Source organism: Paenibacillus ferrarius, from assembly GCF_002027705.1.
Classification (GTDB): Bacteria; Bacillota; Bacilli; order Paenibacillales; family NBRC-103111; genus Paenibacillus_E; species Paenibacillus_E ferrarius.
The window spans coordinates 28,078-44,034 of record NZ_MBTG01000003.1 but is presented as its reverse complement, the minus strand read 5'-3'; the positions used below and the strand labels follow the sequence as shown (position 1 = coordinate 44,034).

General features: G+C 46.8%; 12 protein-coding genes. 4 read left to right on the top strand and 8 right to left on the bottom strand.

The genetic code is table 11. The annotated features are described in order from the left end of the window. The first annotated feature begins 71 nt into the window (after positions 1–71). Positions 72–968 carry an AraC family transcriptional regulator gene (locus tag BC351_RS04225; protein ID WP_079409470.1) on the top strand — a complete coding sequence of 299 codons (897 nt, stop codon included), beginning with the start codon at positions 72–74 and terminating at the stop codon, positions 966–968. Positions 969–1,545: 577 nt separating this feature from the next. Here BC351_RS04225 and BC351_RS04215 read toward each other — a convergent pair. Further along, a complete protein-coding gene (locus BC351_RS04215) occupies positions 1,546–2,505 on the bottom strand; it encodes an acetylxylan esterase (protein ID WP_079409468.1) in 960 nt (319 codons plus the stop codon). A 24-nt stretch (positions 2,506–2,529) separates the two neighbouring features. Next, positions 2,530–4,182, bottom strand: coding sequence for a hypothetical protein (locus BC351_RS04210; RefSeq protein WP_244208881.1), 1,653 nt, complete (start codon positions 4,180–4,182; stop codon positions 2,530–2,532). 196 nt (positions 4,183–4,378) lie between these two features. On the opposite strand from BC351_RS04210, the gene BC351_RS04205 reads away from it, so the two are divergent. Genes BC351_RS04205 through BC351_RS04195 form a run of 3 tightly spaced genes read left to right on the top strand, consistent with a single transcriptional unit; the run spans position 4,379 to position 6,933 of the window. Beyond that, on the top strand, positions 4,379–5,404 hold the full coding sequence (locus BC351_RS04205; protein WP_079409685.1) for a methionine ABC transporter ATP-binding protein: 1,026 nt from the start codon (positions 4,379–4,381) through the stop codon (positions 5,402–5,404). 2 nt (positions 5,405–5,406) lie between these two features. After that, a complete protein-coding gene (locus tag BC351_RS04200; RefSeq protein WP_079409684.1) occupies positions 5,407–6,063 on the top strand; it encodes a methionine ABC transporter permease in 657 nt (218 codons plus the stop codon). A gap of 21 nt (positions 6,064–6,084) precedes the next feature. Continuing rightward, positions 6,085–6,933 carry a MetQ/NlpA family ABC transporter substrate-binding protein gene (locus tag BC351_RS04195; RefSeq protein WP_079409466.1) on the top strand — a complete coding sequence of 283 codons (849 nt, stop codon included), beginning with the start codon at positions 6,085–6,087 and terminating at the stop codon, positions 6,931–6,933. Positions 6,934–7,017: 84 nt separating this feature from the next. Here BC351_RS04195 and BC351_RS04190 read toward each other — a convergent pair whose 3' ends face one another. From BC351_RS04190 to BC351_RS04165, 6 genes are all read right to left on the bottom strand, one after another. Continuing rightward, positions 7,018–7,197: a hypothetical protein gene (locus BC351_RS04190; RefSeq protein WP_079409465.1), complete on the bottom strand. Its 180-nt coding sequence runs from the start codon at positions 7,195–7,197 to the stop codon at positions 7,018–7,020. Next, on the bottom strand, positions 7,176–10,316 hold the full coding sequence (locus tag BC351_RS04185; protein WP_079409464.1) for a DUF5695 domain-containing protein: 3,141 nt from the start codon (positions 10,314–10,316) through the stop codon (positions 7,176–7,178). The genes BC351_RS04190 and BC351_RS04185 overlap by 22 nt, the downstream gene beginning before the upstream one ends. Positions 10,317–10,558: 242 nt before the next feature. Continuing rightward, complete coding sequence (locus BC351_RS04180; protein WP_079409463.1) at positions 10,559–11,389, bottom strand: carbohydrate ABC transporter permease; 831 nt, start codon at positions 11,387–11,389, stop codon at positions 10,559–10,561. Continuing rightward, complete coding sequence (locus tag BC351_RS04175; RefSeq protein ID WP_079409462.1) at positions 11,389–12,303, bottom strand: carbohydrate ABC transporter permease; 915 nt, start codon at positions 12,301–12,303, stop codon at positions 11,389–11,391. The genes BC351_RS04180 and BC351_RS04175 overlap by 1 nt, the downstream gene beginning before the upstream one ends. A 117-nt stretch (positions 12,304–12,420) precedes the next feature. After that, positions 12,421–13,854 (bottom strand): ABC transporter substrate-binding protein, encoded by a 1,434-nt coding sequence (locus BC351_RS04170; protein WP_079409461.1) that lies wholly within the window; start codon positions 13,852–13,854, stop codon positions 12,421–12,423. A 78-nt stretch (positions 13,855–13,932) separates the two neighbouring features. Further along, positions 13,933–15,903 (bottom strand): glycoside hydrolase family 127 protein, encoded by a 1,971-nt coding sequence (locus tag BC351_RS04165; RefSeq protein ID WP_079409460.1) that lies wholly within the window; start codon positions 15,901–15,903, stop codon positions 13,933–13,935. Between the last annotated feature and the right edge of the window lie 54 nt (positions 15,904–15,957).

Below are 15,957 nucleotides of genomic sequence, written 5' to 3'. Positions count from 1 at the left end.
AGCGTACTCATTTTTAGGGTTATTTCCGACATTCATTAGGGTCAAAATTGACATAACGAGGGTGAATTGGTATGACCATTAAACGAAGCATTCTTGAAACGATGGGCGATCAATTTTTTCTGCCGGATCTGCCTTTCTATGTCAATCGGGTCAACGAGTCCTTTCATATGCTTCAGCATACGCATGATTTTATTGAAATCAGCTATGTTGCTGAAGGAAGCGGTGCTCACTATATTGAAAATACATCGCTAGCCGTCTCCAAAGGAGACCTCTTTTTCCTCCCGGTTGGTGTTTCTCATGTGTTCCGACCAGCATCAACCGCTCACACCAAGCCCTTGGTCGTCTACAATTGTCTCTGTACTTCCGACTGGATGCATCAATTGCTGGTGAACCACGCTAATGGCAGTACGGAAGACTTCAACGCTTATTTTACCCAAGCCATTGAGCAATCGACTTGGCTTTCCTTCAAAGAAGGAAATGGTGAGTTTCAGCCTTTGTTCGAACGGCTGCATTTTGAATATAACGCTCATCGCAGCGGCTTTATGACCATTTTCCAGACCTGCGTCGCACAGCTCCTCGTCTATATGTACCGATCACAAGCGGATCTTACGCCACAGGTGGCGGAGGTCAAGCTTCAGGATTTGGATCGCTTGCTCGCTCATATCCGCAGCAATTGCAGTCAGCTCCTTTCACTGACGGAGGCTGCGGCACGGCTATCGATCAGCGAACGTCAGCTGCATCGCCAGCTTAAAAAGCACACGGGCATGTCCTTCATGGCCTACGTTCAACAAGCCAGAATCGAAGCCTGCTGCCGACAGCTCCGCGCAACGGATCACAAAATCAGCGATATCGCAGTAAATGTAGGCTATCAGGATATGAAGTTCTTCAATAAGCTTTTCAAAAAGCTGACCGGTGTCACGCCAAGAGAATACAGACAGCAGCAACATGCCGCCGAAAATTTGACGTAAAGTTGAAGAGATGCTCGCATTTCAATAGAATGAGAGACCTTTGGGACTACTATTTGTGACAAAGTAGACGGTGGGGAGCTGAGCCAAAACCAGCGTTAGCGAATACGCTGACTTATAGGCGACGTCCGGGCCTCACCTATTTTGAAAACCTGCATATGTGCAGGCATTTTCGATCAAATCGCGTGAAAATAGAGAATGCCTGCGATTATGCAGGCTTTATAAGCTTTTCCATTCAGAAATCGAAAAAAAGTCTCGAAAGGATGCATGTTTGCAGGCTTTTCACTATTTTGCTTATTCCCACGACGAAAAAGATGCATAATCGCAGGAATTATGCGAAAGGTATGCACGCGTCTGAGGCCAATCTGCCAACATGAAGCAAATTCAAGCGACTCAAGCCAACACAACCAACTCATGCCACCCCACCATGAAGGTGTGTATCAACAGAAAGACTGGTACAACCTGCGGCCAACTGTCTTCCAAACAACATGCAAAAACGCCTCCAAAACCACTGTGCCAGTGTGGATGGAGGCGTTTCGATAAGAAACTAAAAACTTGGGACAACTGCTTTTGGACTATTTTATAACCCTAACATAAATTGAATGGTCATATCACTGAATCCAGGCAAGCCTTCATGACCGAAGTCTGGGTATATTTCATACGATTTCTTGGACTTAATTTTGTTGTATGCCGCAAATTGTGTGGAAGGCGGACAAACCGTATCCGCTAAACCAACTGCCATCAGGACTTCCCCTTGAATACGATCAGCCAAATATTGAATATCAATATAACCCAGCTGTGTAAATACTTCCTCTTGACGTTTGTGCTGCGGATCATGACGGCGGAAGTAATCCTTCAGCTCCTGATAAGCATCTTTCGCCAAATCCATTTCCCAAACGCGTTTGTAATCGCTAAGGAACGGATAAACCGGCGCTAATCGTTTGATGCGCGGCTCAAGAGCAGCACAAGCAATCGTCAGAGCGCCGCCTTGTGAGCCACCCATTGCGCCTACACGTTCAGGATCAACCTCCGGCATGCTCATGGCAATTCCCGCCAGCTGCGCTGTATCCAAGAAAATATCTCGGTACAACAGTTGATCTGGATGATCATCAATCCCGCGAATGATATGACCACGCAGCGTTGTCCCTTTCACCCCGCCTGTATCTTCCGATAAACCGCCTTGACCGCGGCAATCCAGCGAGAAGAAGGAGAAACCTAAGGCTGCATATTGAATTTTGTCCGACCAATCGCCTGAATTTCCGGAATAGCCATGGAACTGAACAATTGCCGGATGAGGCGAGGTTGCATGTTTCGGACGGACATATTTGGCATAAATGCGTGCGCCTTTCACACCTGTGAAATAGAGGTCAAAGCACTCTGCATAAGGAACCTGAAACTCACTTGGGCGAAGCTCAATTTGCGGATCAATCGCCTTCATTTCTGCGATAGCCCGTTCCCAATAAGCATCAAAGTCGGCAGGACGGGGGTTTCGGCCTTCATACTTGAGCAGGCTTTCTAAGGGCATGTCAACTAATGGCATTTCTCTTCCTCTTTTCTATTTTGTTTATGCGACCGTGTAGGTAGTTAAATCAACGGGTTGATCATTGACTAATCTTGTAATCTCCCTATCTGGACCACATCTTAACACCAAAATTTCCTCGCTCATATTCGTATATGTAAGGTTAAATGCTTCTTTAGATGTCTGGTAGTCGGGTTGTTTGGTGTTCATGCGGCTTGCAAATTGCTGAAGATTGACAATTCCCTTGGCCTGCGCTGTAAGCTTATCCATGCATTCGATAACAATGGCGTTCTTGTTTCCTTTGCTAGTAACGACGTTGCGATCCTGCCCAACCTCTCTTTGGAAAGGCTGATCCATATGTACGGCCATATAAACCTGACCACATAAACCGAACAAACCGCTCGTTTCCTCTACCCACTCGCCTACAGGCAGACAGCCAATGATTTGATTAGACTGATCTTCAGGAATTTGATAAGAAGCCATTATGACGTTGCGATGAAAAAGCACTTCCACATATTCGCTTTGGTGGCGCAGATCTCCTTCACCAAATTTGTTTCCAGGATGGAAAAAATAAGCATGATTGATCCCCGGTGTTGCACTAAGCGGTAAACAGACATCCCAACGATGCTGTTCATTGTCAAATTCGGCAATACGCTCATACATTCCACCTACGGCAAAGCTCTCTGTGAGATAAAGATAGGAGTGCAGAACATCATCTTCATGAAGCCCCTGCCCGACTTGTTTGGGCACCTGACGTGTGACTTCAGTTGGAACTAAGCGGTTTAAGGCTTTAGCCTTAATTGCCTCGGAAGCTTCATAAGTCAGAAATCCCGCATATTCCGTACGAGGCATATGATCCGGCAAAGAGAAATCGCCGAATTGTACATAATCATGCAGGACATTCGTATCCTTGGGCATGTCATGCGGCCAAATGCGTGAATGGGCACCTGCCCATGCCCCACCCAAATAATACGTGGCGCGAACGTTCCACAAATAATCCAGCATTTCAGCCAACGTTGTTTGAATCGCTTCATCCTTCATAAGCTCCCACGCACAAGTAAAAGCCTGCACCCAGTGCCAAAACCAAGGAAGTGCGCTGTACTCCACCATCCCAACTGCTTTGATGCGCTCGAGCGTGCTGCGCAAGGACTGAAAGCCATCTTCCAACAAGGCTTTATCTTCATACAGCTGTCCAAAAATAAGTTTGGCAGCAGTGTACTTCGCTTCATGATGATTATAAGCAGTCAGCGGCTTGCGATAAAAATTACTTTGATAGATATGATTAAAGGTCGTGTCAAAAGAACTCCGCAGCGATGAACTCATTTCATGAGCGTAGCGCTGATAGAAGATGACCATCAAACTTCCCATTAACTCTACAGGCAGCGTATTTTTGGAAGCTTCTTTTGGTGAAGGGAAGAGATTAAGCGGCCAATGTCCATAGGTTGCACTCTCCGGCTGCTGATCCTGAAGCTCCAGAAGCAGGAGCAGAACACCTTCCGCTTTGCTTTTTGCTTGTTCGCGATCTCCCTCAAAAGGAATTGTCTGATCCTGGGAAGCCGCAAATAAATAGGAAGCGTAATAGAAATTGTCTCGGACATCTTGCTGAAACAGGAACCCACTATTCAAAAGAGGCTGCTGATAAGCCTTTGCGGCAATTTTCGTTATGATTTCAACTTGGCGTTGCTGTAAATTCGTCACATGTGTCATCCCCTATTTGCAATAATTGAAACGTTTAACCTCAGTTTATATGCAAACAAAACAGGCGTCAATGCTAAGTGGCATTCACATTTCCCACATTCTGGTCGTTGCTATGACTGGACTTTTCTTATAAAATAATTAACCGTTGGTTAAAATATACAATCACCCATTAGATACGGCATTGGAGGTATTCATCCTGATTCATATCGAAAATTTGCAAAAAGTATATGAGGACATGCCGGGACGTCTACCGGCCATACAGAAAATCCATTTACATATTAAGCGTGGCGAAATCTTCGGAATTATCGGACATTCCGGTGCAGGGAAGAGTACGCTGCTCCGCTGTGTGAATTTGCTGGAACGCCCCTCCTCTGGAACCATTCAGATTGATGGTGAAGAAATGACCCGCTTGGATGCTCGGCAGCTGCAGACGAAGCGGCGCAAGATCGGAATGATCTTCCAGCATTTTAATCTCCTCTCCTCCTCTACTGTGGCTGAAAATATTGCTTTCCCATTGAAATTATCAGGGATCGGACAAGCAAAGCTCCAAGCACGCGTTCAGGAGCTGCTGGATCTCGTTGGTCTGCAGGAGCATGCCCATAAATATCCGAACCAGCTTTCCGGCGGTCAGAAACAGCGTGTAGGCATTGCCAGAGCTTTGGCCAATCATCCAGACATTTTGCTCTGTGATGAAGCAACCTCTGCACTTGATCCCCAAACAACGAATGCTATTCTTGCTCTGCTGCTAGATATTAATCGCAAGCTGGGCATCACGATTCTGCTTATCACTCACGAAATGCAGGTCATTCGAGCTATTTGCGACCGTGTAGCTGTGATGGAAAAAGGCCTGATCGTCGAAACCGGTAATGTGCTCGATGTCTTCCTGAAACCACAACATACGGTCACAAAGGATTTTGTTGGGCAAGTTTCTGACTTCGCCGCACAGATGGAGAATGAACATAGCGAGGATCCGAGTGATACTGCCGGGACTTTGATTCGAATTACTTATATCGGCAAGCAAACCTATGAACCGATTTTGTTCGAAACCGTCAAGTTAACGGATGTATCCTTCGCTATTCTGCAAGGTACCATTTCTTCGATGAAAGGCGTTCCTTACGGCCAATTGGTCGTCCGACTAACCGGCGGGCAGCCGGAGGAAATCGCAGCGGTCATTGACAAACTTAGGCAAGAAGGGATCGAAGTGGAGGTAATGACGCTTTGAATATGACATGGGACATCAATTGGACTGAAATTACCAAAGCAACCGGTGATACGCTTGTCATGCTGGGCTGGTCGCTCCTGTTCACATTTATCATCGGTATGGCTTTAGGCATTATTTTATTCCTTACTTCCAGGGGGCAGCTGCTGCAAAATCTGCCGCTGTACAGCGTGCTTTCCATCGTTGTGAACATCCTGCGGTCTGTGCCGTTCGTCATCTTAATGATCTCGGTATTCCCGATCACCAAAGTGCTGGTGCACACGACCATCGGCGTGAAGGGTGCTATCCCGCCCCTCGTCATTGCAGCTGCGCCCTTTCTGGCGCGGCTCGTGGAAACTGCGCTGCGCGAAATCGAGAGCGGCGTCATTGAAGCCGCTCAGTCGATGGGCGCAACGCCATGGCAAATCGTCTGGCGCGTTCTGCTGCCGGAAGCGCGCCCAGGTCTGATCTCAGCCGTCACAGTAACGGCTGTTGCTCTGCTCTCCTACTCCGCCATGTCAGGCGTCGTCGGAGGCGGCGGCCTTGGCGATCTCTCGCTGCGTTATGGCTATATGCGCTTTCGCACCGATATCATGATCGTGACCGTCGTCATTCTCGTGCTTTTCGTCCAGCTGCTGCAAATGCTGGGAGATCGTTTGGTTACCAAATACAATCGCAAATAATCGTTTGGAGGTACTTACATCATGAAGAAATTATCAACAGCCTTAGTGGCCTTGCTATTCGTACTTGCTCTTGCCGCATGCGGACAAAAAACAGCGGAAACCCCTGCAAGCTCAGCGCCTGCGGCATCTGCCGTACCCGGCACATCCAAAGAAATTACGCTGAAAGTGGGCGCTTCCTCCGTTCCGCATGCTGAAATTCTGAACAACGTTAAAGCCAAGTTGAAAACACAAGGCGTGAATTTGGAAGTTATCGAATTCAACGACTACGTTCAACCCAATGTTCAAGTGTTTGAGAAGCAGTTAGATGCAAACTTCTTTCAACATCAGCCCTATCTGGATCAATTCAACATCGACAAAAAGCAAAATCTCGTTAAAGTCGCAGGCGTACACATTGAACCGTTCGGCGCTTACTCGCAAAAGGTGAAATCCGCTGCTGACTTGAAAGAAGGCGCAACCGTCGCGATTCCGAATGACCCTTCCAATGCAGGTCGCGCACTTGCTTTGATGGAGAAAAATGGCCTAATTAAACTAAAAGAAGGCGTTGGCATCAAAGGCACCGTTCAGGATGTTGTAGAAAATAGCAAAAAACTGCAAATCAAAGAGCTTGACCCAGCTATGCTGCCGCGCACCGTCGGCGAATTTGACCTCGCCTTAATCAATACGAACTACGCTTTGCAAGCGAACTTGCTGCCTACGAAAGACGCGTTATTTATGGAGGACAAAAACTCCCCTTACGTGAATATTCTTGTATCCCGCCCGGACAACAAAGATTCCGAAGCTATGCAAAAGCTGGCCAAAGAACTCAATTCCGAGGACACGAAGAAATTCATCGAAGATAAATACAAAGGTGCGATCGTTCCTGCCTTCTAAAACAATTCCCTGTCTAGGATTGTTATCGTCGGGGGAAGCGACTTGTTAAGAAACCCCCGGGGAGTTGTTTACAAGGCTGCCGTACTAGCTGAGCATTCTTAAAGCCTGCGAAAATGCAGGCTTTTTTAACAAAATCAGAGCAAATAAAGAAAAGCCTGCGATTATGCAGGCTTTTCTAGCATTTTTATCCAATAAGCAAATAAGAGCCACAAATGCCTGCACAATCGCAGGTTTTCCGCTTATCAAGTCCCATACACTTTCCACGATTCTACCCCAGTTGAAGTGGTCGATTTGGCGGTGATATTTAATCTGATTTTCGTTGTCGATACTGGGGTAAAAGTTGTCGTATTATACTGGTTAGCCACAATCCCTAGCCCGGACGGACTTCCTACATTCACCCATGCCGTCCCGTTCCAGTATTGCAGCGTATAGGAAGCAGGCAGGTCGATGCCTTGATCGTCATCAAACCAATAGATATCAGTTTTTGAGATCGTTTTGGCACTCGCGAAATCAATCTGCAGCCATTGTGTCGTACCTGGGTTATCCCAGTTGCCATAGACGGCATGGCCTCTATCATTTGAGCTTGTTGGCGTGTAGCCATCATTCAGACCTGCTAGACTTTCCCATGAGGAAACGAATGAAGTAGTTACCGTCCCTTGAGGCGCGATATCCACAGGTCCAGTAGTTGTGCCGGCTTGCAGCTTCACCTCATACGTCGCCGCTGTGCCAATGTTCAGGCTAACCGTCGTTTTGGACCCATTCGCAGCAGATACTGACCCCACGACTGCATTATTGAGAAGCACATCATATGTGCCCGCAGCCAGTCCGCTAAACGAGACTTTTGTCGTATGGGCTGCTGTTGGCGTTAAATTCTTCAAAGTAAAGCTCACATTATTTTTGGCAATCGCGACCGTTGCAGAGGAGTATTGATCCCTTTCAAGCTCCATGGAGAGCTTCTCGGTAATCAGATTCAACCTTTTGAATACTCCGTCCTTCGGCGTAATCACATAACTCGAACCACTCTGTGTCACATCGGCGCCATACCCGTAAAGCCCAAATATAGGATCAACCGCGATATCCGCACTGAGAATTTTGAGCGCTCCGAACAACCCTAGATCCGCTTCCCCGCTCATCCCGCGCCAGCCATTGAACAGCGGGCCTCCGTCCAAACCTAGAGCGCCATAATTGCCTTTCTCGGCTTGGTAGGTCCAGGAAACAGCACCGATATTAGCGGCATCCGAAGAGATTTGCCCAGAATTAATCGCACCAACATTAGCAAACTTCGCCGCATAGGAAAGTCGCTGCTCCACTTCTGGCGTTGTGGAATGATTGCGTATCCAATCGTCCATTGTATAACCAGCCAACGAAGTGGTGTATTGAAAATTCCACCAGTTCTCGCCTGTAATGGTCACCGGATCTGCGTAATAATACCAGATGGGCATCTGTCCGCGAGCAGCCCGAGTTTTGTTGTTGATTTTGCTCATCATCGTTGTATTATTATTCATTTTAGCCAGCGTATAAACGGCTTCTTCCCCTGTATTATCGTAAGAATATTCAGAGCCGTAGGGGTAGGTCGTGTTTTTGAAATTATTATATTTCGTTGCCATTTTCGCGATCATATCATTGGCCTGTGTCGTATAGCCTTCATCTTGCAAGGCTTTGATGATATCCGGGGTTGTCAGCTCACCCATGAGGCCGGTATTCCAGTTATAAGCAACAGGGCCGTCATACAAGGCTTTGAAGATGTTATATGCCCTTAATAAATAGGTGTTTTTCGTTTGCGCGTATGTGATGAGATTCGGATACAGCTTCGCAATTTTATACATGCTGAAATACGTGTTATAAATATGCGGATACGCATAGCCGCGATATGTCGGGGTATCATTCGGCTCTGGCATCAAGAAGTCATGAATGAGATAATCCGTATGATTATTCACCATAAGCCGATTCCAGATGGCCGTTTCCAAATATTGATCCACCGCCGTCACTTCGGCCGCCACAGGTGTCAACGCATTTTTCTCTGCGAGGAATTGACCGTGCGTGTACCCCCAATCATCTCCCCAGCCCCAATATCCGGCAAAAGAGCCCCGCTTCGCTTTATTTTGCATCATCCAATCGTCGAATACCTTGTCATAGATTTGCCCTGGCGCATTCCACTGCGTTTTGTTCACCATGAATGTGGCATGCCTTTGCAGCGCAGCATCAATAGGCTCTATGGCATAGAATTGCAGGACCGTTTTCTCGCCGCTGCCATAGTTGACGGTTATGTTGTTTGGCCCTAGATGCGTGAGACTGAGGTCATAAATTTTATGATCTGTCCCAGTTGTACTCACATAAGTGATTGTCGTTTCAGAAGGATACTGCGCAGTCACTGAGGTAATCGCCTTCGACGTGTGCAAATCAATCTTCGCCTTCATATTGGTAGCGAACATCATGCCCGGTACAACCGTTACATCTACGAGTCCTTCTGTGTATAGGCGATCTTTCATCGCGTTCTCGTTCGCCACTTTAATGAATTTAAAGGCATACGTTTTGCTTTGATTGGCTGCCAGTATTAGGCTTGTATTCGGCAAATAGCCGCGGTTCGTGCTTTTAATGACATTCGAGTGAATATAGAAAACATTCAGCCCTTCTGTCCAGCCCCCTTGATCCATCGCCCACTTGCTGCCTGGATGCTCTTCAATTCTCCAGCGATCCTGATACTCAAATCCTGCACCTGTCGCAGCATCCGGTATCAGCAGCAGAAATGGTCCAATTCCACTAGGCCGTGCAGCTGTGATATAAGAGTTATTGTTCCCTACATACGAGTGGGTGACAACTCGTGTTTCATAAATCGGATCATTTCCTGCTGTCCAGAACTCATTGAAAGGGAGCGGCAGACCTACGTCGCCGAACTCAATCGTTTGAGAGCTGGTATTCGTCAAATTAATAGACCACTGCAAATAATCATTCACTAATGCATAAGTCACAACGACTTTGAAGTTCTTAATCCCTTCACTATTCGCAGAATTCTGATAAGTGACTGTTACTGTATTTCCGCTTTGGGTAATCGTTCTCCCGTCCGCAGACTTGCTCGTATAGGCTTTGGTCCAAGCACCGCTGCCCAGCTTGTACGTGAACATCAATTCGCCCAGCCACTCGTGATCGGCCGTATTTTGATTCGGCGCATTCGTCCCATTCATTACATAATCTGTGGCGAACGTATCCCCGGTCAGCTTCAACGATGTAATTTCACCGTTCGTACCGGTCTGCACATTGAACGTGCTGTTGGATAACGTATTCGCATACGCCAGGCCTGGCGCACACAAAACGAGTACAACCGCTGTCAAGAACAGGCTCACAAGCAGTACAAGGCTATTCCGGCTGAACTGAAAACTTGGCATGCTCAATCATAACACCTCCATTAAATTGAATTAAATAGCCCAAACCTCTGGAATTGCTGCTGACTTTCCCATCACCTCCTTTCAGCATGTATATAAAGCAAGCGGAGCCTGCCAAAAAAGCCGTCTCACCAGCATTCGCTCATGGTGCTTATCCAACACGCCAATGAAAGCGCATTCACCAGAGGCAATAGAGAATAGACAGAACGCTGCTAACGCTGTCTGTCGCTCTATTTTTTACTTGCTTACCCTTTAATCCCCGTTGTCGCGATGCCTTCAATGAAATACCTCTGACCGAACAAGAAGACGATTACCGCTGGCATCACCACAATCGCTGTGCCCGCCATCAGGAGGTTCATCGGCGTATTATTCGCCCCTCGCAGCGTGGACAAGCCTAATGAGACGGTATATTTATTTGAATCATTCAGATAAACCAATTGACCAAGAAAATCATTCCAAACACCAACGAAAGTGAACAAAAGCACGACAACAATAGCTGGTTTAATAAGCGGAAGTATGATTTTACGATAAATCGTAAAGTAACTAGCGCCGTCAATAACGGCTGATTCATCCAGTTCTTTGGGAATCGTCATCAGAAACTGCCGCAGCAAGAAGATATTAAAGGCGCCGCCGCCGAAAAAAGCAGGAATGATTAGAGGCCAGTAGGAATTCGTCAGCTGCAGCTTGGACCAACCGATGTATGTGGGGACTAGCGTAACAATGCTGGGAAGTAAAATCGTCATGATGATAAGTGAAAACCATAGATTTTTCAACGGGAATTCCAGTCTGGCGAAGCCAAAAGCCGTTAAGCTGGCAGTTAAGCCTACACCAACTAATACCGGAATAATAACCGTAAAGGTGTTTATAAAATATTTGCCGAAATCAACGCGCGCCATCACCTCTGTATAATTATCAATCCGAAAAGCATTCGGAAACCAGATCGGCGGAAACTCGAGAATTTCCTGCAAATTCAGCAAGGATGATCGAATGATCCAATACATCGGGAAAAAGACAAGCAAGGACAGCAAGAACAAGACGCCGTACGTGACAATTTTACCTCTGAGCCGGTAAGTCATTACTTTTTCCCTCCTTCATAATGTACCCATCCGGCAGAAGAGCGGAACAACAAGTACGTGAAGAATGCAACAATGATGAACAACACCCAAGCGAGTGCGCAGGCATAGCCCATATTTTGACGCTGAAACGCTTCTCGATAGATATAGAATGCATAGAATAACGTTGAATTTCCCGGGCCGCCTTGCGTCATCGCATAGGCTTGCGTAAAAGCTGTAATCGAATTAACGAAACCGAGTATGACATTATAGAAAATGATAGGCGACATGAGCGGAATCGTTACGGAACGTAATTTATGCCACCAGCCTCCACCATCGATTTCCACAGCCTCGAGTAAATGAGTCGGCACATCCTGCAATCCGGCTAGAAAGATTACAATGACATTGCCAGACCCCCATACGGCAATAATAATCATAGATAACACCGAGGTATCCGGGCTGTTCACCCACATCAACTTATCAATGCCAATGAAGCTTAGCAGATGGTTGATAATGCCGAAATCAGGATTATACAGCCACAGCCAAATGATACTGCTGGCAAGCACAGGAATAATCGAAGGCAAATAAAAAATTGCGCGGAAGGTAGCTCTGCCCCTAATCTTCTGATTGAGGAACAAGGCCACGACAAAGCAGAACATAATCGAAGCAATGACGGAACCAATCGCATAATAGGCAGTCGCTTTGAGCGAGTCAAAAAAGAAGAGATCTTGGGTAAAAATATTCCGGTAATTGTCCAAGCCAACCCATTGCTTCGGCTTGAGAATCGTCCAATCCGTAAAACTCAGATATAAGCTGTACAGCAATGGACCTAGCGTAAAAATGAATAGTCCCAGAATGGCTGGCAAGATGCATAAGTATCCTACAATTACCTGCTGCCGCTTAAGGCTTCTGTAACTAGACTGCTGATCTGTAGACATGATTCGGTACCCCCTAAGTGTGACAACCTTCCTTGTAAGCACATCAGGAACAAGCTGATCGAATAACACTTGTTCCTATGTGCTGTTTGCCTACATCTTACCTAACATGAATGTAATTTAATTGGCTTTGCCGCTATCAAAAATAGGTTTAATTTTCGGCATCATCTCTGCAACCGCGTCCTTAGCCGACTTCGTGCCTAACCACACCTGATCCAATCCGGGATTCAGCACATCCCCAATTCGGCTGTACGTCGGCAAGAAAAACCATGGTGTCGGATATGTGGCTTTCAGAGCGTAATCGATAACAGCCGTTTTGTACTCCGGTGGATGAACAGGTGATTGTGTCCATCTCTTGATTTTCTCAGGATCTGTGTACCAGCTCATTTCCGTCGGCATCCATACCCCGCTATCAATGTTCGCTAAGTTCTTCTCAATATCCATAAGCCATTTGTAAAGCTCAATGGTTTCTTTGGGATGCTTTGTGCTCTTATACACGACCATCGGTGTTCCTGTATTGGTGGTTGCCGGTTTTTTGAAAATGGGCAGAACACCGATGCCGTTTTTGAGTCCGTTTTTGAGCTGAGGATTAATATTCACTAATTCCCATTGCCCTGACGTGACCATCGCGACTTTTTTGGATAGCAGCAATTGACCGACATCTCCTGGCAATCCAGAGGATTGTGCTGCTGTTGGCGAGACGTGCTCTACATTGGATAGATCGGCAATTTTCTGAATGGCTTCAATGGTTTCCGGCTTATCCAGCAAAAGCTCTTTCCCATCTTGGCTTACTTCCCCGCCGCCATTGGAGATCGCAAAAGGTGTCCAGAAGAAGTCTTGGCTATGCGACACATTAATGCCATACTGCACGATGTTTTTGGCATCGAAGCCTGCTTCGCCCGGGTGCTTGCCGCCTTTATCTTTTGTTAGCTTTTTGGCTACATCCAGCATTTGATCCCAGGTCCACGCTTTTTCGGTTTCAGCTGGCGGATACGGAATTTTCGCTTCGTCGAACATATTTTTGTTGTAATGCAGCAAAATAATTTCGTTTGCAGCACTGTAGCCAAGCAGTTTTCCGTCCGGGGTTACGAATTTATTGCTCTCTAACTTCGGAGTGACGGACCCGTCCTTATAATACGAAGATAAATCCATCAGAATATCCGACTCTGCATATTTAAGTGCTTGTGCTTCCAGCATCGTGCTGATATCCGGAAGTGTTTTGGAGGCAGCCATCGCGCTTAACTTCGCACCGAATTCAGCAAGCGCAACGTTCTGATAGTCAACCTTGATGTTCGGATGTGCGGCTTCGAACGCGTCCAAGCTGATTCTCGTAGACTTTGCCTCTTCATTATTCGCCCAGTCCGTGAACCGAATCGTCACTTTCTCTCCGCTGTCGGCCGCCTTCGTCGGAGCTGATGAACTTGCAGGCGTGTTCGCTGCGGGCGCAGCAGTACCGTTTGATGCAGGTGTGTTTGTCGAGCTGCAGCCTACCATTAATCCTAGCGCTAACGTAGTGACCGTGCTGACTTTTAAGCCTTTTCTCAAAGATCTCAAATTAACCCCTCCAAATGATTGTTATCATTTTCGCTTTTACCTATATATACCATAAACCTTCGCAGGTTAAAGCCTTTTTTATTTCTCCTTGATCCAAACCGACATTTCTCCTTGCCCTCGATTGGCCCAAGCATAATAGGGAATGAACTGGGCTGTCATCGGTTCCCATTCATGTGGGATATTTGCGCTATATAATTGCTCGCCCCACTTGTGTCCCAGATCCTCAGAACGAATACGTTTGGCGGCAACAGAAAGCGTCTGAATTCCTCCCAACAAAGCTTGCTCAAAATGCTTCTGGTGTTCATCCTCATCTTCCAGCACAATTTGATGCAAACCCGCTCCGTTATCGGCTTCCTCCATGCAATAAATCAAAGGCCCACATTGCAAGGCTACCTTACCGAAGGTATCACGCACATGGGGATGACCTTTCATTCGCCTCACCTCCATCGGCAGCACCCACTCAACCTCATCCTTGTCATTCCATTCCCTCGTGAGATAAACATAGCCGTCACGCACATTTTCAGCTAGCTGCACGGGAGAGCCTTGCACCGTCAATGACGGCTCTGTACACCAGTTTGGAATGCGCAAGGCAAGTGTAAAAGACGTTTTGGCGCTTACTTCAATGGTAAAGCGAACATTACCCTTCCAAGGAAGCTCGGAATGCTGATGAATTATGATCGACTGTCCTGTGACATCCAATGTCATTTCGCTGCCTATATAAAGGTTGGCATACACGATGTCGCCTTGGCAGGTGTAAATGTATTGGCCTAGTGACGCCAGCAATCTAGCGATATTCGGCGGACAGCAAGCGCAGCCAAACCATCCCTGTCTAACCGGCTTCACATGGTTTAATTGATGATTCTTACGAATAGCATCCGGCCATACTTCCAGTGGATTAACATAGAAGAAACGTTTGCCGTCCTGAGACATGCCGCTGAGTACAGTATTGTAAAGCGCCCGCTCCATCATATCGGCGTATTCGCTTTTGGCCTCGATTTGCAGCATGCGCTGAGCAAAGAAAATTAATCCGATGGAAGCGCAGGTTTCCGCATAGGCCGTATCATTTGGCAAATCATAATCCAGTGTAAAAGCTTCTCCATGCGCCATAGAGCCAATGGCCCCTGTAATATACATTCGTTTGCTGACAATGTTCGTCCACAGCTTTCGACACGCTTCCAGAAGCTCCAGATCGCCGCTTTCAGCTGCAACATCCGCCATCCCGGAGCACATATACACAACTCGGACTGCATGCCCTTCAGCTGTATGCTGCTGCCTAACCGGCAAATGGGATTGATTGTAGGTGTAATCGAACACCATATCCAAGCTGGGAAAATGCGTTTGCCCGTTTCGTCGGTGGAACTCCTCTTCGAAGAATCGAGGCTCCTTCCCACGCTCATCCAGAAAATACTGACTTAATCGCAGATAACGCTCATTCGTTGTCGTTTGGTACAGCTTCACCAGCGCAAGCTCGATCTCTTGATGACCGTCATATCCGTGAATTTGTGTATCTCCAGGACCAAACACCTGGTCAATACAATCGGCCAATTTGCATGCTACATCCAAAATCAAACGCTTCCCAGTAGCTCGATAATAAGCAACCGCCGCTTCAATCAAATGCCCTGCACAATACAACTCATGACATTCAGCCAAATTCGTCCATCTGCCATTGGGTTCCTTCAATGTAAAATATGTATTCAGATACCCGTCCGCATGCTGGGCCTTCGCAATAATCGCAATCACTTCGTCAGCCAACTGCTCCAATTCAGCGTCATAGCCCGTTTCCAGCAAGTAGCTGACGGCTTCCAGCCACTTCGCTACATCACTGTCCTGAAACACCATGCCATAAAATTCACCTTGCTCCAAGCCGGCAGAAATTTTAAAATTTCTCATGGCATGGCTTGGCTCAGCACCTTCGATTTGATCGTTCAACGCTTCCCACTGATAAGGAACGACAACATTCCGAACCAATCGAATATAAGCAGACCAGAAGTCATCTGTGATAAGTACATTCCTTAGTGGAAGTGGTCTGGAGATTGATAAATTCGCCATGTAGGGGTCCCCTTTATTTTATAGATATGATCTTTTTCGTAAGCGCTTTAATTA